This window comes from Faecalicatena contorta, assembly GCF_001404335.1.
GTDB lineage: Bacteria > Bacillota > Clostridia > Lachnospirales > Lachnospiraceae > Faecalicatena > Faecalicatena contortus_B.
Window position 1 is genome coordinate 45,884 of sequence record NZ_CYZU01000008.1, and the last position, 20,641, is coordinate 66,524.

A 20,641-nucleotide genomic window follows, 5' to 3' on the forward strand; every position below is an offset into this window, starting at 1 on the left:
TGGTTATTCAGAGATTTCCGAGGCCCTAAAAAGGAATCTGGTTTCGCTCACTTTTGAGCTTTATTCAGTATCGCGTTCCATTCGTTCATCAATAGCCTTTTTAATGTAACCGTTGACTGATTCCCCTGTCATATCTGCATGTTGGCGTACTGTTTCTTTGTAACCCTTTGGGACAACGAGATTAATTCTTTCTCTATTTTCAGACTGCCACTTATTTTTATAGTCTGTTTTTCCTGCCAAAAGTATCACCTTCTTTCATGGGGGGCGCTCTGATAATGGAGACACCTTTTCTATTATGGTTAGATTATAACATTAATTTCAATCGTGCACAAGATACAAAATAGCCAAATCTTGCACACGATATTTGTGTATAATGTCAATTGAAAACATATCGTGTACACGATATAATATAATCAAGATAAAGGTAAGGCAAACGAACAGCCCGAAAAGCTGTGAAGCTGAAAACCATATACCTGTGAGTGAACAATAGAGGGATCAATAGCCAGGAAGATGATTCAGCCGGATGCCAGACCGGTATCAACAATAAATAAAAGCAACCGGGGAAGCCGAAAGCCCCCACAAACTTTGAGCCATATACTTGTGAACGGTCTGGAGATGCAGTAATAGTCAAGAAGATGCTCAAGGGATTGCACTGGAAAGGAGATTTTACAATGACAGAGAGAATGATTGTCAACCGCGTAAGAAAGCTGAAAGAGCTGGAAGCGCAGCAGAAGGAGATTGAGGAACAGATTGAGGCACTGAAAGCGGAGATCAAAGCAGACATGCAGAGGAAGGATCTGGAGGAGCAGAAGGCCGGGGATTATATGGTAAGGTTCACAACGGTTATCTCAAACAGATTTGATGGTAAAGCATTCAAAGCGGATCATGCAAAGCTGTATGACCAGTACATCAGGACAACGGAGAGCAGAAGATTCTCCATCGCATAAAAAATAGCCCTTGCCAGTGCTGCGAACACTGACAGGGGCGGCATAGCCGGAGCTACACTATAAAGCAAATACATAGTAGCATAATCCCGGTGGGAAGGGCAAGAACAAATTGAATTTGGATAATTTAGAGAAACTTATAAAATACCATCCATACCATATCTGTACTTTTGCTGACTTTGCAAATGTAACGCAGGATTTGTTAGAAGTGGCATTAAAGGGAGAGGAGGAGCTTGAACCGGTAGAAGTTAGGAATATTTCGGAATATGTACAAGTTCCGTATCGGGTCTTGACCTGTAAAAAGATGATTATGTTAAGCAAGGATAGGTACCGCCACCGTATTATGTTTGAAGAGCTCTACGAAAAGCTATTTGAAATATGGGAAGCAGCGGAAAATGGGAGCAAAGAAGCCGCCAGCTATAAGCGATATAATTATAAGCATTTGGTAACACTCGTGGCAGACTTTCAATATCGGGGAGCAGTTACTTATTGTCGTTATTTGGGAGTCAAAGAAATGATGGAACAGTACCTGTTGTTTATACGATGCGAAATGCGAAAACCAAGAGGAAGGGAGATTCCGACATGAGTAACGAAGAATATAGGCGGAAAAGACGATATAAAGCCAAAGGGGCAAACGATGTTGTTGCTGATCTTGATGAAAGAAGGTGCTGAGTATGCAAAATGAAGGATATAGGCAATGCATAGTACAAATGCTTTATCTAATGGATAAGGAAGAAGATAACGAGGTTCTGGAAGAGATATATACCATTGCACGCTACCATTATATTAAAATGGCTCCTGACAGAAGGAAGCAAATTGATAAGTGTAGAGGTATAGTATTCAGGATCATAGCCGGAATGGATGAAGAGCGCGTCAGGCAATTATATAACGTATTAGTTGGACATTACAGATTTTCGGGGGAGCGGTGCGGTGACATCGGCCCCCTGGGAAGCAGCCGCCATAAATAAAAATATGATTGATAAGTTAGTGGGAGGATTAATTTATGGTTGAATATATAAAACTTAAACCCGGTGATGAGCTGTGGAAAGCTGAAATCCTTAATGAACAAACACTTTTCGGAATGCTTACCGATGAGCAGTTTTCTAAAATCGAAGATGGGAGGTGCATGGAATTAAAGGGAGTCTGCTTCATGCAGAGGCCGCCATTTTACGGAATATCCCCTCAAATAGACTATGAAAAGAACACGCCCTATATAGAATTGATTGAGAGCTTTGATGTAAATTATCTTATGCAGGAAAGGGGGTGCGAAGCTGTATTTAACAGCATTGATTATGCTGACCAGATTGTAGACCTACATAAAATGATTGGGCGGTTTAGCAGGGACATAGAAATTGTTAAGAAATTGATGGACAGGAGGGGCACTACATGGCGAAGCTGACACCAATTAAGGCGATCAGAGCAAAGTGCCTGGATTGCTGCAATGGTCAAATGAAGGAAGTCAGGCTTTGCACTGTTGAGAATTGCGCGTTACACGAGTATAGGGACGGACACAGACCGAAAGGCGAAGAAGTTACCATCGGAGATGTTTTCGCTGAAAAATCGTGAGATAGGGCAACAATTTTTTTCAAGATTAATGCATTGGGGCTGTTCAGACCTTAAGGAAAGAAGGTGAATTCTATGAAAGCCGATATATTGGAACAAATGTACCGGTACTATGTACAAATGCCGCGCTATAAGGAACTGCGAAAGATATATGACTATGACATTCCCAAGGCCCGGCGCGATGATCTGGAAAACAGCATGGGAGCAGAGAACTATTCGAAAGCCCAGGAGATGGCCTTCTCTATATCTGATCAGGCTGAACGGGTGGGATTCATACTTGGATTCCAGATCGGATCAAAGCTCATGTGCGAGTCTATAGGAGAATGGGAGGTGGACGAATGACCGGAAAAGCAAAAACCCCAAGGGTGCGGCAACACCCAAGGGGCAAAAAATAAGCATAACCCAATACACACAGTACGGGCTATATTGATTATATACCGTCATATAGCCCATTTGCAAGACAAGATTCACCTGCTGCCAGGCAGCAGTGAGAGAAAGGACGGTTATATGTCAAGAATTGGAAATATATACACAGAATCATACAGCAAATCATCGGCTGCCATATCAGCGGATGGCAAATTGTCTGAAACGATCCAGGAAGAAATCGTGGACAGGATCGGGGAGCCAGCCAGCATGACGAAGGAATCTGTAGCAGATTTAATTTATGCCGGGAGCAGTTATGGACAGAAAGCAGGATTTGAGAGCGGTTTTAACTATGCAATAGCCCTGATATTTGAAAGCCTAATGAGTTAGGCGGTGGTTATATGGCAGTCGATAAAAGAGTCAGGAAATTACCAAAAGGAATACAGCAAAGGTATACTGACTATGAGGGGCGTTTCATGTACAAGGGAGAAAGATATCTGGTACATGGTGCGACAATTACGGAAACACAAAAGAAAATGACTGACTTAAAGTACAAACTGCAGCACGGCCTGTTTGTAGAAAGTAGCAAAACCACCCTGGATGAATGGTTTGAAACCTGGCTGAATGTTTCTATTAAAAACTCTGATTATTTCAAAAAAGCCCGGAAATACGGGCAAATCACGGGATAAGGACACCGAATTTACTACCCATTTACTACATTCGGAGGGAGCCTTGACACGCTGTCCTTTCCCATGAAGCCCACTATCCCAAACAGCGCACATCGAAAAATCGAATACGACACCGCAGACGGCGGCGTTCTCTTTTCCCTTTGGGGAGATCAGGACGCCGCTTTTTTGCGCCCAAATAGAGGAAGGAGCGACCGCCTATGTACTTTACGTCCGGCAGCGACCGGGCCTTTGAACAGCTCATGCAGACAAGGCCAGGCGCAGATCATTTTGACAGCGGCGAGGCCGGAGCGCCGGAGGACTGCGGCACTTGCCGATTTTACCGCCCACACTGGAAGTATCAGTTTTGCATCTACGCAGAATGTCCTTACCAGCCGGGCAAGCTCACCGTCTTTGACACGGTGAAATTTCAAGTGAAAGGAGTGTGCGACAAGATGGCAGTTTTTCGAGTGGAGAAAAACCGAGGATACACGGTGATGTCCAACCACCACCTGCGGAATAAGGACTTGTCCCTGAAAGCCAAGGGCCTGTTATCGCAAATGCTCTCTCTGCCGGAGGGCTGGGACTACACGCTAAAGGGCCTGTCTTTGATAAATCGGGAAAGCATCGACGCCATACGGACGGCGGTGTGGGAGCTGGAACGGGCCGGATATATCACCCGACAGCAGAACCGGGACGGCAAGGGAAAGATGGCAGATATGCTCTATACCATCTACGAGCAGCCGCAGACCGAAGCATCGGTGTTGGAACAGCCGATATTGGAAAACCCGGTGTTGGAAAATCCAACATCGGATAACCCGACACCGGAAAATCCAACGCAAATAAATAAAGATAGATCAAGTAAAGAGAAATCAAATACAGATGGACGAATTACCGATTCCATTCCTATCCTTTCCCCTCCCTCTCCTTTGGAGAAAGCAGCGGCTGCGCCGCCGGAACGGAAAGGAACGGGAGCGAAGTCACAGAGCGCCGTAGCGGTTTATCGGGAAATCATCAAGGATAACATCGAGTATGAACACCTTTGCCAGCACACCAAGGGGATTGACCGGGAACTGCTGGACGAGATCGTGGACTTGCTGGTGGAAACCGTATGCAGCGCCCGAACGACCATCCGCATTGCCGGGGACGATTACCCCGCTGAGCTGGTGAAATCCAAGTTGATGAAGCTGAACAGCTCCCACATGGAGTTTGTCTTTGACTGTATCAGCAAAAACACCACGGAAATCCGAAATATCAAGAAATACCTGCTGGCGGTTCTGTTCAACGCCCCAAGCACCATCAACGGCTATTACACGGCACTGGTGGCCCACGATATGAACACCGGCAAAATCTGAAAAAGGAGGACAGCCCTATGAAACAGGGAACTTTGATTTTTGACGAGCAGGCAGACCGCTATGACATCCGTTTTGACCTAGCGGACTACTACGGCGGCCTGCACTGCGGAGAAACCTTCGATGTACTGGTAGGCGGCAGATGGAGGCCCACCCGCATAGAAATGGCTGAAAACTGGTATCTGGTGGGTATCCGCACCGACGACCTCTCCGGCCTGCGGGTGCGGATCTAAGCCGTGCCGCCTGCCTGCTTTGACTTCCAAGGAGGGATAGCAGTTGCAGGAAGAAATCGAACAGAAAACCATCGCGTTAGCGGTTAAGACGGGCAAGCTCACCGGCCAGGTATTGCAGGCGGCCATGAAGAAATTTCTGGCCGCCCGGCAGAAAGGGACAGGAAAGGCACATCACGGAAAACAGAGCTTGCGGCAGCTCAAAAAGGACGGTTCCGCCCTGTCCAACATTGAAATCACCGATGCCAACATCGGCCTGTTTCGGCCCTGCGCCAAGAAATACGGAATTGATTTCACCCTGCGGAAAGACCGCACCACCCATCCGCCCCGGTATATCGTGATTTTCAAATCCAAGCAGGCGGACAATCTGGAACAGGCGTTTAAGGAGTTTACGGCCAAGAAGCTCAAACAGCAGGAACGCCCCTCCATCCGAAAGGCCCTGTCGGCTATGAAGCAAAAGACGGCGGCCAGAAACCGCCAGCAGGCCAAGGAGAAAATCAAGGAAAGGGGGCTGTCTCTATGAGGCCGGAAGTGAAAAAGCTGATAATCGCAAACCTGCCCTATCTGCTGTTCGTTTACCTGTTTGGCAAGCTGGGACAGACCTACCGGCTGGCGGCTGGGGCGGATGTCTCAGAAAAGCTGCTGCACCTTGCGGACGGCTTTTCCCTTGCCTTTGAAAACGCCGCCCCCAGCTTCCACCTGTTCGATCTGGCGGTGGGTGTGGCCGGTGCGGTGGCATTGCGTCTGATGGTGTACTGCAAGAGCAAGAACGCCAAGAAATACCGCCGAGGCGTAGAATACGGCAGTGCCCGGTGGGGCGGCCCCAAAGATATAGCCCCGTACATCGACCCGGTGTTTGATAACAACATTCTCCTGACCCAGACGGAACGCCTCACCATGAACAACCGCCCCAAAGACCCCAAGACCGCCCGGAACAAAAACGTGCTGGTCATCGGCGGTTCCGGCAGCGGCAAGACGCGATTTTTTGTGAAGCCGAACCTGATGCAGTGCGTGTCCAAGGATTATCCGGCCTCTTTCATTATCACCGATCCCAAAGGGGGCCTGATCGGGGAGGTGGGCCAGCTCCTTGTGCGAAGCGGCTACCGGGTCAAAGTGCTGAATACCATCAACTTTTCCAAGAGCATGCGGTACAACCCATTCCGCTACATTAATTCGGAAAAAGACATCTTAAAGCTGGTCAACACCCTGATCTGCAACACCAAGGGGGAGGGCGAAAAAAGCGCCGAGGATTTTTGGATCAAGTCGGAACGTCTGTTGTATTCGGCTCTCATTGGCTACATCTGGTACGAAGCGCCGGACGATGAAATGAATTTCACGACGCTGCTTGAAATGATCAATGCGTCGGAGGCCCGCGAGGACGACCCGGAATTTCAATCCCCGGTGGATGCCATGTTTGAACGGCTGGAAGAAAAAGACCCGGAACACTTTGCGGTGCGCCAGTACAAAAAATTCCTTCTGTCGGCAGGCAAAACCCGCAGTTCCATTTTGATTAGCTGCGGAGCCAGATTAGCGCCATTTGACATCCGGGAAGTGCGGGAGCTGATGGAGGACGACGAGCTGGAGCTTGACACCATCGGGGATGAAAAAACGGCCCTGTTCCTCATTATGAGCGACACGGACACGACGTTTAACTTCATTCTTACCATGGTGCAGAGCCAGCTTATCAACCTTTTGTGCGACCGGGCCGATGACAAATACGGCGGGCGGCTGCCCGTCCATGTGCGGATGATTCTGGACGAGTTTGCCAACATCGGTCAGATTCCCAACTTTGACAAGCTGATCGCCACCATCCGAAGCCGGGAAATCTCGGCTTCTATCATTTTGCAGAGCCAGTCACAGTTAAAGGCCATCTACAAGGATGCAGCGGAAATCATTTCCGACAACTGCGACTGTACGCTTTTCCTGAGTGGAAGAGGTAAAAACGCCAAGGAAATCGCTGACGTGCTGGGCAAGGAAACGATTGACAGCTACAACCAAAGCGAAAACCGGGGCGCGCAGACCTCCCACGGACTGAACTACCAAAAACTCGGAAAGGATATGCCATAATTGTTCGTGAAGAGTTCAGTTGCCTTGAATTTTACATGAACAGGGACACGATCAACTGGATTCTGAAAAAACGAATACAGGAGGTCGGAAATGGAGAAATTACCGAAATACACCCACGCAAACGGCATCGACTATGTTCTTGCCGGGGATTATTACATCCCTATGCTGGCGCTGCCGGAGGAAAGCCGCCCTATTGGGCGCTGGGGACGGATGCACCAAAACTATCTGAAAGAGTTCCGTCCCGGATATTATAGCAGCTTATTGCTGTCGGGTAAACTGTGGACTTACCTTGCCGATCTGAATGAACAGGCACAGGATCGGCTGGATACGGTCACAGCGCAGATGATGGCTGCGGAGGGCGTGACCGAGGAATTGAAGCGCACTTCCCAAATGGAGTGGGTTCGGGCTGCTAATTCCATCCGCAGCCGGGCGGAAGAAATCATCCTGCACGAAATGATTTATGTATAAGGAGACTGCCATGAGATATCGGGTTGAACGGCGGGAGGGCCAGCACTGCCTGATTATGAACAGCCGGGCGGAGCTGCTGGAATACCTGAAGCATACCCCGCCCGGAACAATCGCAGACATACGGAAAATTTATAAGAATGGGATTACGGATTCTGTCATGGAAACCTACTTCCCTTATGGCGGATACAGAAGCAAGGGATAACGGCCATCAGGCTGCCTTGTCAGTGCTCCGCCAAATCCAAAATGATATTCGTTTGCTGCACGAGCCAGTCCGTAAATTCATTCGGGCTGGCTTTTTCCGTCTTGATCGCCCGTTTCCTTTTCAGGGCTTCCTTTTTGAACGCTTCAAAAGCCGCTAGCATTTCTTCCAGCCGGTCAGCCGGGAAGTTGGGATTTTTCTTTGCCTTATTGATGATATTGCGCCAGTGCTGGCACTCGTTTTTATAAACGAGGTCATATTTGTTATTTCTGGCCCGTTTATCAAAGCCCCGCTTGTTTTCAAGCGCCTGCGCTTTCCGGCATTTCTCACTGCACAATTCGTAGCGCTGGCTCCTGGCAAGAAAGATTTTCCCGCAGGTTTTGCATTTCCGGATATACAAGCCCCAGTCGGAAAGCCGGTTCAGATAATAGATAATCAAAGGATGGAGGGACACATAAGCGGCAACGCATTCAGCCCCTCTTTTATTGTCGGGATACCAGAGGTCGAGCCGGGTATCTTCGGCTGGCACCGATCCCCATATCCGATGGGAGATATTCAGCCGCTGGGGTCTGCCGGTATCCGGGTCAAATTCCAGCGGCGGGTCTTCCATAAATGTGGCTGTAAAGCCGTTCATTTTACGGATAAAGCGGTCACAGGCGGCTGGCCTGTCCCGTGGTTCCCTGGCTCGCAGATACTCGTTCCAGATACGGAACGCCGCATACATTCTCACCGGATCGCCGGTGAGATATTTTTTTGAAAGAAATTCTCCGGCTGCCTGTTCCAACGCAGGCTGTTTCCAGCGGTTCGAGTGCAGGGCTTCCCGCAGCGGGGACAGTCCCAAACAGTTCCATTCCCCGTCCGGGTCATGTTCAAATTCAGAAAGAAATGTCCCCAGAGGCCGGATGACGTCACAGAGAAAATCCGCATCCATGTCCCCTTGCAGGCGGAAACGGACTTGCGCCTCTTCGCCAATCAAAATACGCTCTTTCATTTTCTGCCTGTCCAGTGTCAGGACGAACAAAATCCGGTCATAGACCGGTTCATGCCGGTTAAATGCAAATTCCATAGGTTTGTTCCTTTCAATGCTTATGGTAATTTTATAATTGAGTTCAATCCGTTACATAAAGAGTACCGCAGAAGTATTGATTTGTCAAGTTTAAGCCGATATGATGATTGGCACATGGTAATTTCATTACATGCAGTACCTTGACAAGTGAATGACCGTCTGACAGGGATATGACCGGCAGGAGAAGTGACGCATGAAGCGCACCAATGCAGGGATACGCCGCAGGAATGGGGCAGCCGCAGGGATGCGGCTATGAGGATAACGGCTGTCAGGCAGAACGGCGAAAGGAAACAAAAATTTTATCAAATTGAATAACAGGAGGAACAACAAAATGAGTGAAAGCAAGAGACTGAAAAACTACGACGATCTCCCGCTGGTGCTGGATGTGGCGGACATCCGGCGTATTATGGGAATTTCCAGAGTGAGCGCTTACGAGCTGGTTCACACGCCCGGTTTTCCGGCGTTCAGAAGCGGGAGGCTGATTAAAGTCAGCAAAAAGGCGTTCTTTGACTGGATGGCAAAGGGGACTGAAACCGTACCGGAAAGCGACAAATGAAGGAAAGGTATCTTCCCCTGTCTGGAATATTACCGGCCTTTTTCAAGGGGCATACAGAGGGGAAAATGCCCAAAAATGACACCGAAACATGACAGTAAAACGGAGGGAACAGCAAATGCCGAGAATGAGTAAAAAACGTAAGGAAGAACTGGCTTTCTTCCTGAATGACCGCAACCGTGTCATTTATAATGAACTGTGCCGGAAATGCCGCCATAGCTGCAAGCAGAGTTTCCGGGTGCAGCTGATCGAATGCCCGCAGTATCTTTCAAAGCGGGCGGCGATCCCCGTCATAGAGCCGGATGATCTTCCACCGGCGGCATGACGGGATTTCCAATTTCGGCAGGAAATTGGAAACCGGCAGAATCGGAAATAAGACAGCTCCATGCTGGCAGTTTCCGATTTTGCCGGGCGGGAGTACAGAGGGCGCAGCCCTTTGTGCCGGGTACAGGGCGGCAGCGCCTGTGCAGAGTGTAGAGGCAGCGAGCCTTTACTCCGGTGTCCAGAGGTGGAAAACCTCGGCCCAGGGAAAGTTGATGTGTGCGTCAACTTATACTGGGTATTACCTGACGCAGACTTTCGCAGGATTTGCGGCTTCGCCGCCCTCCCCCGGCCCCGGAACATCTTTCGCAGGAAGGAGGAAATCTGTTTGAAACTGACACGACACAATGGGCGCTCCGGCAAGCATGGCACTTACAATCCCCGTCACAATGACCGCCGGTTCGATGTGGAGAACAGCGAACACATTGACGCTGACCGGGCCAGACAAAATATCTACTGGGACTGCTACCGAGGCTTTACCACCCATGAGTTCCGGGAGAACCCGGAACAGCCGGATTTCAGCTTTGAGGAAATTGAGCGGATGTTCTACTACGAGCATTACGGCGGCCATGTGGAGGCCCAGAACGCCCGCAATGAGAAAACACGCCACACGGAGCGCAACCGTACTGTGGAGGACTTGCTGAAAAATAACAAGACCTGCCCGGAAGAAACGCTCTACCAGATCGGAACAATGGAACAATCTGTTCCACCAGAAACGCTCTTTCGCATCGTCACGGAATTTCAGGAGGAATTTGACCGCCGCTTCGGTTCCCATGTCCATATCATTGATTGGGCGCTTCATCTGGACGAAGCCACGCCCCACATTCATGAGCGGCACGTCTTTGACTGTGAGAACCGATACGGGGAACTGTGTCCCCAGCAGGAGAAGGCGCTGGAAGAACTTGGCGTCCCTCTCCCAAAACCGGACAAGCCCAAAGGCCGGAACAATAACCGCAAGCAGACCTTTGACGCCATCTGCCGGACACTGCTTTTTGACATCTGCCGCAGGCATGGCCTGCATCTGGATCAGGAGCCGTCCTACGGCGGGCGGGACTATCTGGAAAAGCAGGATTATATCCTGATGAAGCAGAAAGAGCAGCTTGCGGCGCAGGAGCAGAAACTGGAAGAACTGACGCTCAAAATTGAGGACGTGGAGACGCTGTTAGATGATGTTTCCGATGTGGCCTATGACAAGGCGGTGGAGGTCGTGACCGATACCGTCCGGCAGGAGACGCACAAAGAAGATATTCGTCTGATTGAGGATACGAAAAAATGGGTACTTTCGCCGGAGCGCAAGGCCCCGAAAAAGGAACGTGATTACGCCGCTGCCCGTCTGGATGGGGTCATTACCAAAATCAAAAACGCTATGCAGCATGCTCTGGCAAAAATCCAGCGGACGCTGATGCAGCCGGAGATCAAGCAGGCCAGGAAGGAGCAGATCAAGAAGAAAGCCAAAGAATCCATTATGGATAAGCTGGCAAAAGGAAAAATCAGCGCTGATCGGAAGAACCGGGAGCGCTGGGAACGTGAGGGGCGCATTGCCCCGGAAAAAAAGAACGATATGGAGCTATGAGGCATCTGATTTTCTATGGAAACCGGGTGCCTTTTGCTCTGTCTGGAGGTGAGAAAATCGAATGTGTTTGAAGCAGTAAAGCAGGCTGTCCCCACAAGGCAGGCTGCGGAATCTTACGGGGTGCAGGTCGGCAGGAACGGGATGGCCTGCTGTCCCTTGCACGATGACAAGCATCCCAGCATGAAGGTTGACCGCCGTTTCCACTGTTTCGGCTGTCAGGCGGACGGGGATGTGATTGATTTTACCGCCCGTCTGTTTGGTCTGAGCAGTAAGGAGGCGGTGTTGAAACTGGCGGATGATTTTTCTGTCCGCTATGACGCCAAAGGCCATGACCCGCCCCGCAGAAGGCCGGTCAAGCGAAAAATCAGCGAGGAACTGCGCTACCGGCAGGCGGAGCAGAAATGTTTCCGCGTATTGTGCGATTACCTGCATCTGCTGGAACGCTGGGAGCAGGAATACGCCCCGCAGAACCCGGATGAAACATGGATTCCGCTGTTCGTGGAGGCCCTGCAAAAAAAATCGTACACGGAGTATCTGCTGGATATTCTCTTGTCCGGCAGCATAGAGGAACGTGCTTCCGTGGTCGCTGAATACGGAAAAGAGGTGAGGAAGATTGAGCAGCGAGTATCAGAGTTTACCGCCAGCTACCCGGCAGGCCGTCATGAGCGCAGCCGAAGCCTTAGCACCGGAGCAGAGCGTTGACGAAGTGCGGGAAAGCCTTTCCGTCACGGAAAAAGGTCAGCCCGCCAACACCATTGGAAACTGCCAGACGGTGTTCTGCCACGATCCGCTGCTGCGAGGGGCGATTCGTCTAAACATTTTGACTGACCGGGTGGACATTGTGCGGGATTTGGGCTGGCGCAGGAATACCAGCGCCCTGACGGATACAGACGTGAAGTATCTGCTTCTCTATTTTGAGCAGACCTACGGCCTGACCAGCGAGAAGAAAATGACAGCGGCCCTGTCCATCGTGGCGAATGAAAACTGCTACCATCCCATACAGGACGTGCTGAACAGCCTTGTCTGGGACGGGACGCCCCGCATCCGCTCCTGTCTCCATCATTTCTTAGGTGCAGAAGAAAGCGACTATGTGGAGGAAATGCTGAAGCACTTCCTGCTGGGGGCTATCCGGCGGGTGTTTTCTCCCGGCTGCAAATATGAGGAAATGCTCTGTCTGGTGGGCGGACAGGGGGCTGGAAAGTCCAGCTTCTTCCGGCTGTTGGCAATCCGGGACGAATGGTTTTCCGATGACCTGAAAAAGCTGGACGATGACCGGGTGTTTCTAAAGCTGCAAGGCCACTGGATCATCGAGATGTCGGAAATGCTGGCTACCAGCAGCGCCAAAAGCATTGAGGAAATCCGATCTTTCATCAGCCGCCAGAAGGAAACCTATCGCACACCCTACGAGGCCCAGCCCAAAGACCGGCTGCGGCAGTGCGTGTTCGGCGGTTCGTCTAACACGCTGGACTTTTTGCCCCTTGACCGGGCCGGGAACCGGCGGTTCCTTCCGATCATGATTTACCCAGAGAATGCGGAAGTTCACATTTTGGAGGACGAGGACGCTTCCAGAGCCTATCTGTTGCAGGTCTGGGCGGAGGCCATGACGATTTACCGCAGCGGCCACTATTCCATGAAGTTCAGCAAGTCTATCCAGCGCCAGCTGGTGGAGGTACAGAAGGATTTCATGCCGGAGGACACCGAGGCCGGGCAGATACAGGGCTTTCTGGAACACTACACCGGCAGCATGGTCTGCTCCAAACAGCTGTTCAAGGAGGCGCTGGGCCACACCTATGACGAGCCGAAGCGGTGGCAGCTTCATAATATCAACGAGATCATGAACACGGTGGTGACGGGCTGGAAGCCGTTCTCTAATCCGAGAATGTTCGCCGGATACGGCAGGCAGAAGGGCTGGGAACGGGATGTTTCCGGCAACGAACTGCCCGGCAACGAAGATGGATTTGTGGAACTGAGCGAGGAAGAATGCCGCCAGTTGGAGCTTCCAAAGGAGTGGATCGCCTGAAAATAGCGGTCTGTTGCCGGGATGGTTGCTGCTTGGTTGCCGGGTTCGTTGCCGGGTTTTTCCCTGTCTGGATACGGGAAAAGCCTGTAAATAAGGGATATTTTTATCATTATCTTTATCTCCGGCAACGAAAGCAACGAGATTTTTCAAGAAAATTCACAAAGTAAGATTTGCGGGCCAGACGGTAGTTTACAGGTTTTCAGAGGTTCGTTGCCGGACTTCGTTGCCGGAATTGCCGTCCGGCCTGCCTTTCTATGGAGGTAGCCTATGGAAAAAAGCAAAAATCAGAAGAATAAAGTCCGTTTTGTGGTGGTGCGGGAGTTCTCCGGGGAGAAGTCCATGCGGGAAGCCTTTGAGCAGCTGATCGAGCGCCAGACCTGTGAACACTTCGAAGAATGGCGTCAGCAGCGCGAAATGGCAGAAAAAGCGGCGCAAAAACGGTTGATTCGGGGACAGGGGCATGGTACTATAATGGTATCGTGTCCCTGTTCATAGAAGGAGAACGCTATGAGCAGGAAAAAACAAGTCTATGAAAAAATCACCGCTCTCTACTGCCGTATCTCTCTGGATGATGGCGGCGACAATGAGAGCATGAGCATCAGCAACCAGAAACTTATGCTCCGGGACTTTGCAGAAAAGCATGGGATGTTCCAGTATGAGTATTATGTGGATGACGGCTATACGGGCCGCAATTTCAACCGCCCTGCCTTCCAGCGCATGATCGCTGACATTGAGGCGGGGAAAATCGGCTGCGTCATCACGAAAGACCTATCCAGACTTGGTAGGAACTATATCGAAGCTGGAAGCTATATCGAAATCTTTTTCCCAAAACACAATGTTCGCTATATCGCCATCACGGACGGCGTGGACAGCCTGACCCGTCAGGAAATGGACATCACGCCCTTTAAGAATATCCTGAACGATATGTATAGCCGGGATATATCCAAAAAGGTGCTGGCAGGGCGCATGACCCGTTCCAGACAGGGGAAATACGGCGGCGGTCCGACACCTCTCGGTCTGATGCGTGACCCGGAGGACAAAGGGCATCTTATCCTTGACCCGGAGACAGCGCCCATCATCCGCAAGATTTACGACTATGCCCTGGACGGGCTGGGCTGCATGAGGATTTCCAAACGGCTGATGGAAGAAAAGATCCCGATTACCCATGTGAAGGCAAACACAGAATGCGACGCCAACTATTATGCCTGGGGCGGGGCGAGAATCAGCCATATCCTGCGAAATCCCTTTTATAAAGGTGCACATCTTGTCTGCCGGACACATCAGAAAGGCATCCGCTCCAACACCTATGACATTATCCCCCGTGAGGACTGGGAAGTGATTGAGGGCTGCCACGAAGCGATTGTGACGCCGGAGGAATGGGAGCAGGTGCAGGAAATCATTGACCGCAGGCCCACCATTATGAAAGGCAACGCCTGCCCCTTTTATAATCTGTTCCACGGGCTGGTCTACTGTGCTACCTGCGGGAAGTCCATGCAGGTGCGGTATGAAAAAGTGGGCCGGACTGGGAAGAACCGATTCACCGGCGAGATGCGGGAGCCGATTGACAAGGCGTATTATATCTGCCAGACCTACAACCGGATGGGTTGTAAGGTCTGCTCCAGCCACAAGATTGAAGCAAGGGATTTGTATAATCTGGTGCTGAAGGATATACAGGAATTGGCGGCGCAGGCCATGAAGGATGCTGATGCGTTCTATCAGCGGCTCAGCATCCGGATGGAGCACCGGTATCTGGTGGACGCTTCCCAGACGGAGAAGGAACGCAAAAGGCTGGAGGCTCGGAATCAGGAAATTGACGGGATGTTTTTGAGCCTATACACGGATAAGGCTAAAGGCATCCTGACCGAGCAGCGGTTTATGAAGCTGACGGCGGCGCTGGAACAGGAGCAGGAAGCCAACCAAAAGCGCCTGCATGATCTGGCAGTGATGCAGAGCCGGGTTGACGCCCAGGAAAGCGAAGTCCGCACCTTTATTAAGGAAATCCGGCGCTATGCCGCCATTGAGGAACTGGACGAGGCGGTGTTGAACCGGCTTATCAGCAAGATTCTGATTGGCGAAGTCAAGAAGGTGGACGGCCAGAAGGTGCAGGAAGTTAAAATCGTTTATAACTTTGTCGGGGAAATCCCAGGAATTAACTGACGCATAAGAGCAGCAAGGCCCTCTCCATGCCGGGGAGGGCCATTTTTAGTGCGCCAGGCGGGCGCACGTTCTATATTCTTGATTCAACACCTATGGCTATCACCTTGTGTGGGGAAACCCCGTAATATCTTTTGAAGGTCTCTGAGAAATGACTGATATTCGTATATCCGACAGTAAAAGCAGCCTGACTCACATTATACTGCCCGTCTTGAAGTAATACATATGCTTTCTTCATTCGTTCTTCTCGGATGTACTGATAGATTGTTTTTCTGTAATATTGCTTGAAAAGGCGCTTCATCTTATAGTCATTCATCCGGATTAAGTGGGAAAGCTCCTGAAGGGAGGGTGGACAATCTAATCGACGGATGAGAATCTCGCGGGCATTATGGAGGCATTCCATATCTGCGGCAGAGAGAGAAAGAGGGCGTTTTTCTTTCCAATCGGGGCATATGAGCCGTTCGATATTTATGGAAAGCAACTCCAACACTTGACTTTCCAACAAAAGGTGATTCAACTGATCCTTCGGCATTTCCATTTCGTTGTCAAGCTTGTTCAGCAATATTTCTTCCTGTACATCTTGACAAAAGGAATAATACGGGCAATTAAAATTTTGAAAAGCGGAGAAATTTTGTCCTTTTTTCCCGCAGACTGCTTCACAGAAAGCATCAAATATATGTGGTTCAACCCAAATAGAGAATGTCCTAATTTCGTCTCCACATTGATACTCTGAATAACTTCTGGTTTCCCCTAAAAAACCCAAATTAGAATAACCGGGTTTGACTTCAACAGGAACGTTCCCTACCTCACTGTACAAAGAATTTTTCTGACTATATGCAAGTTCAAAAATAGAACCAGTAGTAGCTGTCACCCACTGAAATTTTCGATCTATGATCCCGGAAGAAAACAAAAGATGAACACCAGGTCGAACTTCAATCTGCCTGCGCAATGGAAATCCAGATGACGATTTGAATTTCAGAGATAAGTCGGACATACGGCACCTCATAGCTAAACCAATTTGCAAATTTGAACACTCAGTTTCCTCTAAACATAGTATAGTTAGTTGTTGCTAACTTGTCAAGCTGTTAATATCCCTTTAGGGGCAAAAAAAATCCCTCTGGGGGCAGAAAGTGGTATGACAATGTGTTATTATTCGTATTGATTAGTTGATACTAACCAATAAACATATCTAAACAAGGAGGACAATCAATGAAAAAAATGTTGAGTGGATTGCTTTGTTTTGCGATGCTATTCAGCATGGCGGCTTGCACAAGCGCCACAGGAACAAATGACACTTCAGAATCGCAGTCAGGTGAAGCAGAAATATCACAAACGGAGCAGAACGGAGACACGATTACAGTAACGGACATGAAGGGAACTGTTGAAATCCCAGCAAATCCACAGCGCATTGTAGATACTTCCGGCTCTGCCGATGAACTGATCATTCTTGAAATGCCTTTTGTCGGATCAGCAAATACTAGCATGTTTGATTCCACTACCGTTCCTGAATATTTGCAGGAATACTTTGCAGAAAACAACGTGGAAACTGTGGGCAATTATTCAGGCTCCGCCGGCGACCTGGATCTGGAAAAAATTGCAGAGTTGGAGCCGGATTTGATTATTATGAATATCCGCCACGACAATGTTTACGATCAGATGTGTGAAATCGCTCCCACCGTCATGCTGGACGATGATATCAGCTATGTAAACTGGAGAGGTCGATTCCAGCAACTGGGGGAATGGTTCGGGAAAGAAGATGTGGTTGAGGAATGGCTTGCGAACTTTGATACACAGGCCGCTGAATATGCGGAACAGCTCAAAGCGGTCACAGGAAATGAAACTTTTGCTGTCATTGAAGACAACTCCGTGCGTTCTGGAACATATTACGTCTACAGTACAGGAGGCCCTGGAGAACTGATTTATGACGCTTTGGAGCTTCCGGCATCTTCCGGAGTGCCCGAGGATGTCTGGGGCGAAGAAGTAGATGCGGAATATTTTTCCCAAATAGATGCCGACCACATTCTTTACTTTAGCGATGACGGAACAGTAGGCGATACGGCAGATCTTCCCACCTGGCAAAATTTGAAAGCTGTGCAGGCAGGGAACGTGTACTGCGGTGTCAACGAACAGCAGTATGATTTGGCTTATACGCCTAACGGCAAGTTGATTTACATGGAGCGGATAGTCAATGCAATCCTCAACCACCAAAACATTGATGAGTAAAAAGCGCTTTGCGGGTGGATCCACTGCTTCCGGGCAGTGGATCCACTCCAAGACCGGATACATCCTTTTTTTGCTGATTTTAACTGTACTTTTAATTGCTTCTGCACTTATAGCAGTAGGCGTAGGTATTGCCGGGGGGAGCGTTTCGGAATTGATCCATACTCTTCTACACTTGGATCTGTCCACATCGCTTTCACAGATCATGCTGGAAATGCGCTTGCCAAGAGTTGCTGCCGCCTGTATCACCGGGGGGGCTTTTGCACTGTCTGGCACTGTTATGCAGGGAATCACCTGCAACCCTCTGGCTGACGCCGGCCTTTTAGGTATCAATGCAGGGGCTTGCTTTGCCGTTACACTTTGCACTGCGTTCTTACCGACACTATCTTATAATGGGTTGATGGGTGCAGCGTTTCTGGGCGCAACTGTAGCAGCCCTAATAGTTTACGGATTCGGCGCGAAGAAGAAAAAAGCCGATCCGATTCGGCTAATTTTGGCAGGTTCGGCTGTTTCATCTTTTTTAACAGCTCTCAGCCAAGGAATGTCTCTCGCATTTGGCCTTTCTAAAGACCTTTCCTTTTACACGGCGGGTAGCCTTTCCGGAATACTCTGGCCTCAGGTCAAAGCAGTGACTCCCTGGCTGCTGATAGCTGTTATAATCGGACTTCTTCTTGCACCTAAACTATCCATCTTGGCGCTGGGCGATGAAAGCGCTTCAGGCCTCGGAGTAAATGTCGGCCTTGTCCGTGCATTTGGCCTCTTTGCCGTGTTGCTATTGGCCGGGGCAAGTGTATCGCTGGTTGGAGGCATATCCTTTGTCGGGATTATTATTCCTCATGTAGCACGAAAACTGGTAGGGGCAGATTATCGACGGCTAGCCCCTGCTGCCGCACTGATGGGGGCCGTGCTCTTGATACTTTCTGACGTTGCGGCCCGCATGCTCCAAGCACCTTTTGACACCCCGACAGGAGCGCTGGTTTCTGTGATCGGTGTGCCGATTTTCCTATTGCTGACCTATCGGAATGGGGGGACTAAGTTATGAGAAGAAAGCGCACATGCCTGATACAATTCATCTTAGTCCTTGGCCTCATCGCCACCGTGCTGCTTTCACTTAACAGCGGATACTCACAGACTGGCCTCGCTGACCTGTGGGGGGCAATTACCGGTACGGCAGAGAAAACAAGCACACTGATTCTGTTAAAGATGCGGTTGCCAAGAATCATATTGGCCGTTTTATGCGGTATGGGACTGGCTCTGTCTGGCTGCACTTTGCAGACCGTGACAGATAATTCTCTGGCAGATCCAGGGATCATTGGTATTAACGCTGGGGCAGGCTTTTCCGTCATGATTTTTATGTGGATGTTCCCGTCCCTGCATATTGACACCAAGTTCTATCGCCCCTTGTTTGCGATGATGGGCGGTCTGCTGACAGCATTTTTCCTTTATAACTTCGCCAAACGAGACGGCAGAATACGCCCGGCGCATTTCCTTCTTGGTGGCATTGGCGCCTCAGCTGGTTTCACTGCTATGATGACCATATTGGGAACAAATATCAACAGCTCCATTTATCAAATGGTTCAGCGCTGGCTTGTGGGCAATATTTGGGGTACTGATTGGTATCAGATCAAGATTCTGTTGCCCTGTCTGCTCGTATTGGTTCCGCTTCTCTTCTGGCGGGTTAATGTTCTCGATCTTCTTTTGCTGGGAGAAGATTCAGCGTCTGCATTAGGCGTTAGAGTCGGACAAGAGCGCAGGGTGCTACTCTTTCTTTCTGCCGCACTAGCCGCAAGTTGCGTTGCGGTCAGTGGAGGGATCGGGTTTATCGGTCTGGTTGCGCCTCACATTGCCCGAAGGATTACGGAGGTGCGGCACCGCAATTTGCTTCTTACTTCTATGCTGACTGGCGGAATTCTGCTGGTGCTGGCAGATACAGTGGGGCGCATCCTGTTTTCTGGGATAGAAGTTCCGGCAGGTATCGTCATCTCCATATTGGCAGCGCCATATTTCCTGTATCTGCTGCACAAGCAAATTTAAGGAGGTGGGTTTGATGCAACGGGGAATCGTAGCGGAAAATTTGTCGGCAGGTTATGGGGACACACCTGTTTTTCAAAATCTTAATTTGAAAATATTGCCTGGCAAAATCACAACGCTGATCGGAACAAACGGGTCTGGTAAATCCACAATTCTAAAGACGCTGTCCAGATTGCTGACACCTGAAGAGGGAACTGTCTGCTTGGATGGCGACTCGATCTTTCGTATGTCAACAAGAGCAGTGGCACAAAGGCTGGCAGTGCTTCCACAAGGAGCGCAGGCCCCCAGCGGCATTACGGTGAAAGACTTGGTCGAGTACGGAAGATATCCTTACCGTAAAAGACTATCTGGCCTGACCAGTGAGGATGAAGAAATTATTAAGTGGGCTATGGAAAGTACAAATATACTGAATATGGCTGGCCGGGAAATGGATCAGCTCTCTGGCGGCCAGAAGCAGCGAGCATGGATTGCAATGGCTTTGGCTCAGAAAACAGGAATCCTTTTTCTGGATGAACCTACGACCTATCTGGACATTTCTCATCAGTTGGAAATCCTGCAGCTGCTTAAACAATTAAACAGGAAGCAGGGTGTGACGGTGGTTATGGTACTGCATGATCTGAATCATGCTATCATGTTTTCCGACCATTTGGTGACTATCAAGAACGGAGAAAAATATCTGGAAGGTCCGCCGGAGCGGGTTGTTACCCCACATATGCTGCGAGAGGTTTTTGATGTGGAAGCGGTGGTTATTCAACATCCTGTGTTGAATGTGCCAGTATGCCTGCCTTATGGTGTGCGTGATCAAATATTTGGAAAACTTGATAGCTGAATATCGTATAGGAAAAGAACTTT

At 49.7% G+C, this 20,641-nt stretch carries 27 protein-coding genes and 1 pseudogene; 25 read left to right on the forward strand and 3 right to left on the reverse strand.

Annotated features, from left to right (window positions below; translation table 11 throughout):
- Positions 1-60: 60 nt before the first annotated feature.
- Positions 61-240: a hypothetical protein gene (locus tag ARB69_RS05695; protein ID WP_154253259.1), complete on the reverse strand. Its 180-nt coding sequence runs from the start codon at positions 238-240 to the stop codon at positions 61-63.
- A gap of 431 nt (positions 241-671) precedes the next feature.
- Between ARB69_RS05695 and ARB69_RS05700 the strand changes: the two genes are divergently transcribed.
- The 14 genes and pseudogenes from ARB69_RS05700 to ARB69_RS05765 all read left to right on the forward strand — a co-directional run bounded on the left by ARB69_RS05700 (position 672) and on the right by ARB69_RS05765 (position 7,854).
- Entirely contained in the window at positions 672-947 is a 276-nt protein-coding gene (locus ARB69_RS05700; RefSeq protein WP_055151851.1) for a hypothetical protein, read from the forward strand.
- Between the two features lie 115 nt (positions 948-1,062).
- Complete coding sequence (locus ARB69_RS05705) at positions 1,063-1,530, forward strand: hypothetical protein (RefSeq protein WP_129878869.1); 468 nt, start codon at positions 1,063-1,065, stop codon at positions 1,528-1,530.
- Positions 1,531-1,618: 88 nt separating this feature from the next.
- On the forward strand, positions 1,619-1,912 hold the full coding sequence (locus ARB69_RS05710; RefSeq protein WP_055151857.1) for a hypothetical protein: 294 nt from the start codon (positions 1,619-1,621) through the stop codon (positions 1,910-1,912).
- 35 nt (positions 1,913-1,947) lie between these two features.
- Complete coding sequence (locus tag ARB69_RS05715) at positions 1,948-2,343, forward strand: hypothetical protein (protein ID WP_055151860.1); 396 nt, start codon at positions 1,948-1,950, stop codon at positions 2,341-2,343.
- A complete protein-coding gene (locus tag ARB69_RS05720) occupies positions 2,331-2,510 on the forward strand; it encodes a hypothetical protein (RefSeq protein WP_055151863.1) in 180 nt (59 codons plus the stop codon). The genes ARB69_RS05715 and ARB69_RS05720 overlap by 13 nt, the downstream gene beginning before the upstream one ends.
- 72 nt (positions 2,511-2,582) lie before the next feature.
- Complete coding sequence (locus ARB69_RS05725) at positions 2,583-2,849, forward strand: hypothetical protein (RefSeq protein ID WP_055151865.1); 267 nt, start codon at positions 2,583-2,585, stop codon at positions 2,847-2,849.
- Between the two features lie 165 nt (positions 2,850-3,014).
- Positions 3,015-3,260, forward strand: coding sequence for a hypothetical protein (locus ARB69_RS05730; protein ID WP_055151868.1), 246 nt, complete (start codon positions 3,015-3,017; stop codon positions 3,258-3,260).
- 11 nt (positions 3,261-3,271) lie between these two features.
- Complete coding sequence (locus ARB69_RS05735; RefSeq protein WP_055151871.1) at positions 3,272-3,559, forward strand: hypothetical protein; 288 nt, start codon at positions 3,272-3,274, stop codon at positions 3,557-3,559.
- 197 nt (positions 3,560-3,756) lie between these two features.
- Positions 3,757-4,890: a DUF6017 domain-containing protein gene (locus tag ARB69_RS05740; protein ID WP_002566677.1), complete on the forward strand. Its 1,134-nt coding sequence runs from the start codon at positions 3,757-3,759 to the stop codon at positions 4,888-4,890.
- Positions 4,891-4,907: 17 nt separating this feature from the next.
- Positions 4,908-5,120: a DUF5348 domain-containing protein gene (locus ARB69_RS05745; RefSeq protein WP_002566676.1), complete on the forward strand. Its 213-nt coding sequence runs from the start codon at positions 4,908-4,910 to the stop codon at positions 5,118-5,120.
- Positions 5,121-5,163: 43 nt separating this feature from the next.
- Positions 5,164-5,640 (forward strand): PcfB family protein, encoded by a 477-nt coding sequence (locus ARB69_RS05750; RefSeq protein WP_002566675.1) that lies wholly within the window; start codon positions 5,164-5,166, stop codon positions 5,638-5,640.
- Positions 5,637-7,178: pseudogene (locus tag ARB69_RS05755) on the forward strand (VirD4-like conjugal transfer protein, CD1115 family); the annotation flags it as partial. The gene ARB69_RS05750 and the pseudogene ARB69_RS05755, both read left to right, overlap by 4 nt.
- A gap of 96 nt (positions 7,179-7,274) precedes the next feature.
- Positions 7,275-7,652 carry a TnpV protein gene (locus ARB69_RS05760; protein WP_055151874.1) on the forward strand — a complete coding sequence of 126 codons (378 nt, stop codon included), beginning with the start codon at positions 7,275-7,277 and terminating at the stop codon, positions 7,650-7,652.
- Between the two features lie 10 nt (positions 7,653-7,662).
- On the forward strand, positions 7,663-7,854 hold the full coding sequence (locus ARB69_RS05765; RefSeq protein WP_055151877.1) for a hypothetical protein: 192 nt from the start codon (positions 7,663-7,665) through the stop codon (positions 7,852-7,854).
- Positions 7,855-7,873: 19 nt separating this feature from the next.
- On the opposite strand, the gene ARB69_RS05770 is transcribed toward ARB69_RS05765, so the two are convergent.
- Positions 7,874-8,917, reverse strand: coding sequence for a DUF6076 domain-containing protein (locus ARB69_RS05770; protein ID WP_055151880.1), 1,044 nt, complete (start codon positions 8,915-8,917; stop codon positions 7,874-7,876).
- 331 nt (positions 8,918-9,248) lie between these two features.
- Between ARB69_RS05770 and ARB69_RS05775 the strand changes: the two genes are divergently transcribed.
- The 7 genes from ARB69_RS05775 (at position 9,249) to ARB69_RS05810 (ending at position 15,541) form a co-directional block, all read left to right on the forward strand.
- Positions 9,249-9,473 (forward strand): helix-turn-helix domain-containing protein, encoded by a 225-nt coding sequence (locus ARB69_RS05775; protein ID WP_055151883.1) that lies wholly within the window; start codon positions 9,249-9,251, stop codon positions 9,471-9,473.
- 115 nt (positions 9,474-9,588) lie between these two features.
- The gene (locus tag ARB69_RS05780) at positions 9,589-9,795 is read left to right on the forward strand and encodes a hypothetical protein (RefSeq protein ID WP_055151886.1); all 207 of its coding nucleotides are present in this window, start codon (positions 9,589-9,591) and stop codon (positions 9,793-9,795) included.
- 324 nt (positions 9,796-10,119) lie between these two features.
- A complete protein-coding gene (locus ARB69_RS05790; RefSeq protein ID WP_055151893.1) occupies positions 10,120-11,364 on the forward strand; it encodes a hypothetical protein in 1,245 nt (414 codons plus the stop codon).
- Between the two features lie 15 nt (positions 11,365-11,379).
- The gene (locus ARB69_RS05795; protein ID WP_055151896.1) at positions 11,380-12,066 is read left to right on the forward strand and encodes a CHC2 zinc finger domain-containing protein; all 687 of its coding nucleotides are present in this window, start codon (positions 11,380-11,382) and stop codon (positions 12,064-12,066) included.
- Positions 12,026-13,384, forward strand: a complete 1,359-nt coding sequence (locus tag ARB69_RS05800; protein WP_055151899.1) for a virulence-associated E family protein — start codon at positions 12,026-12,028, stop codon at positions 13,382-13,384. The genes ARB69_RS05795 and ARB69_RS05800 overlap by 41 nt, the downstream gene beginning before the upstream one ends.
- A gap of 267 nt (positions 13,385-13,651) precedes the next feature.
- A complete protein-coding gene (locus ARB69_RS05805; protein WP_055151902.1) occupies positions 13,652-13,879 on the forward strand; it encodes a hypothetical protein in 228 nt (75 codons plus the stop codon).
- Positions 13,880-13,891: 12 nt separating this feature from the next.
- Positions 13,892-15,541: a recombinase family protein gene (locus ARB69_RS05810; RefSeq protein ID WP_055151905.1), complete on the forward strand. Its 1,650-nt coding sequence runs from the start codon at positions 13,892-13,894 to the stop codon at positions 15,539-15,541.
- Between the two features lie 70 nt (positions 15,542-15,611).
- Here ARB69_RS05810 and ARB69_RS05815 read toward each other — a convergent pair whose 3' ends face one another.
- Positions 15,612-16,532: a helix-turn-helix transcriptional regulator gene (locus ARB69_RS05815; RefSeq protein WP_055151908.1), complete on the reverse strand. Its 921-nt coding sequence runs from the start codon at positions 16,530-16,532 to the stop codon at positions 15,612-15,614.
- Positions 16,533-16,747: 215 nt separating this feature from the next.
- Between ARB69_RS05815 and ARB69_RS05820 the strand changes: the two genes are divergently transcribed.
- The 4 genes from ARB69_RS05820 to ARB69_RS05835 are packed head-to-tail and all read left to right on the forward strand — an operon-like array spanning position 16,748 to position 20,618.
- Positions 16,748-17,761 carry an ABC transporter substrate-binding protein gene (locus ARB69_RS05820; protein ID WP_055151911.1) on the forward strand — a complete coding sequence of 338 codons (1,014 nt, stop codon included), beginning with the start codon at positions 16,748-16,750 and terminating at the stop codon, positions 17,759-17,761.
- Entirely contained in the window at positions 17,727-18,800 is a 1,074-nt protein-coding gene (locus ARB69_RS05825; RefSeq protein WP_083487028.1) for a FecCD family ABC transporter permease, read from the forward strand. The genes ARB69_RS05820 and ARB69_RS05825 overlap by 35 nt, the downstream gene beginning before the upstream one ends.
- Positions 18,797-19,792, forward strand: a complete 996-nt coding sequence (locus ARB69_RS05830) for a FecCD family ABC transporter permease (RefSeq protein ID WP_055151914.1) — start codon at positions 18,797-18,799, stop codon at positions 19,790-19,792. Before ARB69_RS05825 ends, ARB69_RS05830 begins: the two co-directional genes overlap by 4 nt.
- A gap of 13 nt (positions 19,793-19,805) precedes the next feature.
- On the forward strand, positions 19,806-20,618 hold the full coding sequence (locus ARB69_RS05835) for an ABC transporter ATP-binding protein (protein ID WP_055151917.1): 813 nt from the start codon (positions 19,806-19,808) through the stop codon (positions 20,616-20,618).
- Positions 20,619-20,641 lie beyond the last annotated feature (23 nt).

Bases quoted from the DNA above. Each gene is read 5' to 3' on its own strand.
- ARB69_RS05700 (WP_055151851.1), top strand. From the start codon at position 672: ATGACAGAGAGAATGATTGTCAACCGCGTAAGAAAGCTGAAAGAGCTG.
- ARB69_RS05710 (WP_055151857.1), top strand. From the start codon at position 1,619: ATGCAAAATGAAGGATATAGGCAATGCATAGTACAAATGCTTTATCTA.
- ARB69_RS05715 (WP_055151860.1), top strand. From the start codon at position 1,948: ATGGTTGAATATATAAAACTTAAACCCGGTGATGAGCTGTGGAAAGCT.
- ARB69_RS05720 (WP_055151863.1), top strand. From the start codon at position 2,331: ATGGCGAAGCTGACACCAATTAAGGCGATCAGAGCAAAGTGCCTGGAT.
- ARB69_RS05725 (WP_055151865.1), top strand. From the start codon at position 2,583: ATGAAAGCCGATATATTGGAACAAATGTACCGGTACTATGTACAAATG.
- ARB69_RS05730 (WP_055151868.1), top strand. From the start codon at position 3,015: ATGTCAAGAATTGGAAATATATACACAGAATCATACAGCAAATCATCG.
- ARB69_RS05735 (WP_055151871.1), top strand. From the start codon at position 3,272: ATGGCAGTCGATAAAAGAGTCAGGAAATTACCAAAAGGAATACAGCAA.
- ARB69_RS05740 (WP_002566677.1), top strand. From the start codon at position 3,757: ATGTACTTTACGTCCGGCAGCGACCGGGCCTTTGAACAGCTCATGCAG.
- ARB69_RS05745 (WP_002566676.1), top strand. From the start codon at position 4,908: ATGAAACAGGGAACTTTGATTTTTGACGAGCAGGCAGACCGCTATGAC.
- ARB69_RS05760 (WP_055151874.1), top strand. From the start codon at position 7,275: ATGGAGAAATTACCGAAATACACCCACGCAAACGGCATCGACTATGTT.
- ARB69_RS05765 (WP_055151877.1), top strand. From the start codon at position 7,663: ATGAGATATCGGGTTGAACGGCGGGAGGGCCAGCACTGCCTGATTATG.
- ARB69_RS05770 (WP_055151880.1), bottom strand. From the start codon at position 8,917: ATGGAATTTGCATTTAACCGGCATGAACCGGTCTATGACCGGATTTTG.
- ARB69_RS05775 (WP_055151883.1), top strand. From the start codon at position 9,249: ATGAGTGAAAGCAAGAGACTGAAAAACTACGACGATCTCCCGCTGGTG.
- ARB69_RS05780 (WP_055151886.1), top strand. From the start codon at position 9,589: ATGCCGAGAATGAGTAAAAAACGTAAGGAAGAACTGGCTTTCTTCCTG.
- ARB69_RS05795 (WP_055151896.1), top strand. From the start codon at position 11,380: ATGGAAACCGGGTGCCTTTTGCTCTGTCTGGAGGTGAGAAAATCGAAT.
- ARB69_RS05800 (WP_055151899.1), top strand. From the start codon at position 12,026: ATGAGCGCAGCCGAAGCCTTAGCACCGGAGCAGAGCGTTGACGAAGTG.
- ARB69_RS05805 (WP_055151902.1), top strand. From the start codon at position 13,652: ATGGAAAAAAGCAAAAATCAGAAGAATAAAGTCCGTTTTGTGGTGGTG.
- ARB69_RS05810 (WP_055151905.1), top strand. From the start codon at position 13,892: ATGAGCAGGAAAAAACAAGTCTATGAAAAAATCACCGCTCTCTACTGC.
- ARB69_RS05815 (WP_055151908.1), bottom strand. From the start codon at position 16,532: ATGTCCGACTTATCTCTGAAATTCAAATCGTCATCTGGATTTCCATTG.
- ARB69_RS05820 (WP_055151911.1), top strand. From the start codon at position 16,748: ATGAAAAAAATGTTGAGTGGATTGCTTTGTTTTGCGATGCTATTCAGC.
- ARB69_RS05825 (WP_083487028.1), top strand. From the start codon at position 17,727: ATGCAATCCTCAACCACCAAAACATTGATGAGTAAAAAGCGCTTTGCG.
- ARB69_RS05830 (WP_055151914.1), top strand. From the start codon at position 18,797: ATGAGAAGAAAGCGCACATGCCTGATACAATTCATCTTAGTCCTTGGC.
- ARB69_RS05835 (WP_055151917.1), top strand. From the start codon at position 19,806: ATGCAACGGGGAATCGTAGCGGAAAATTTGTCGGCAGGTTATGGGGAC.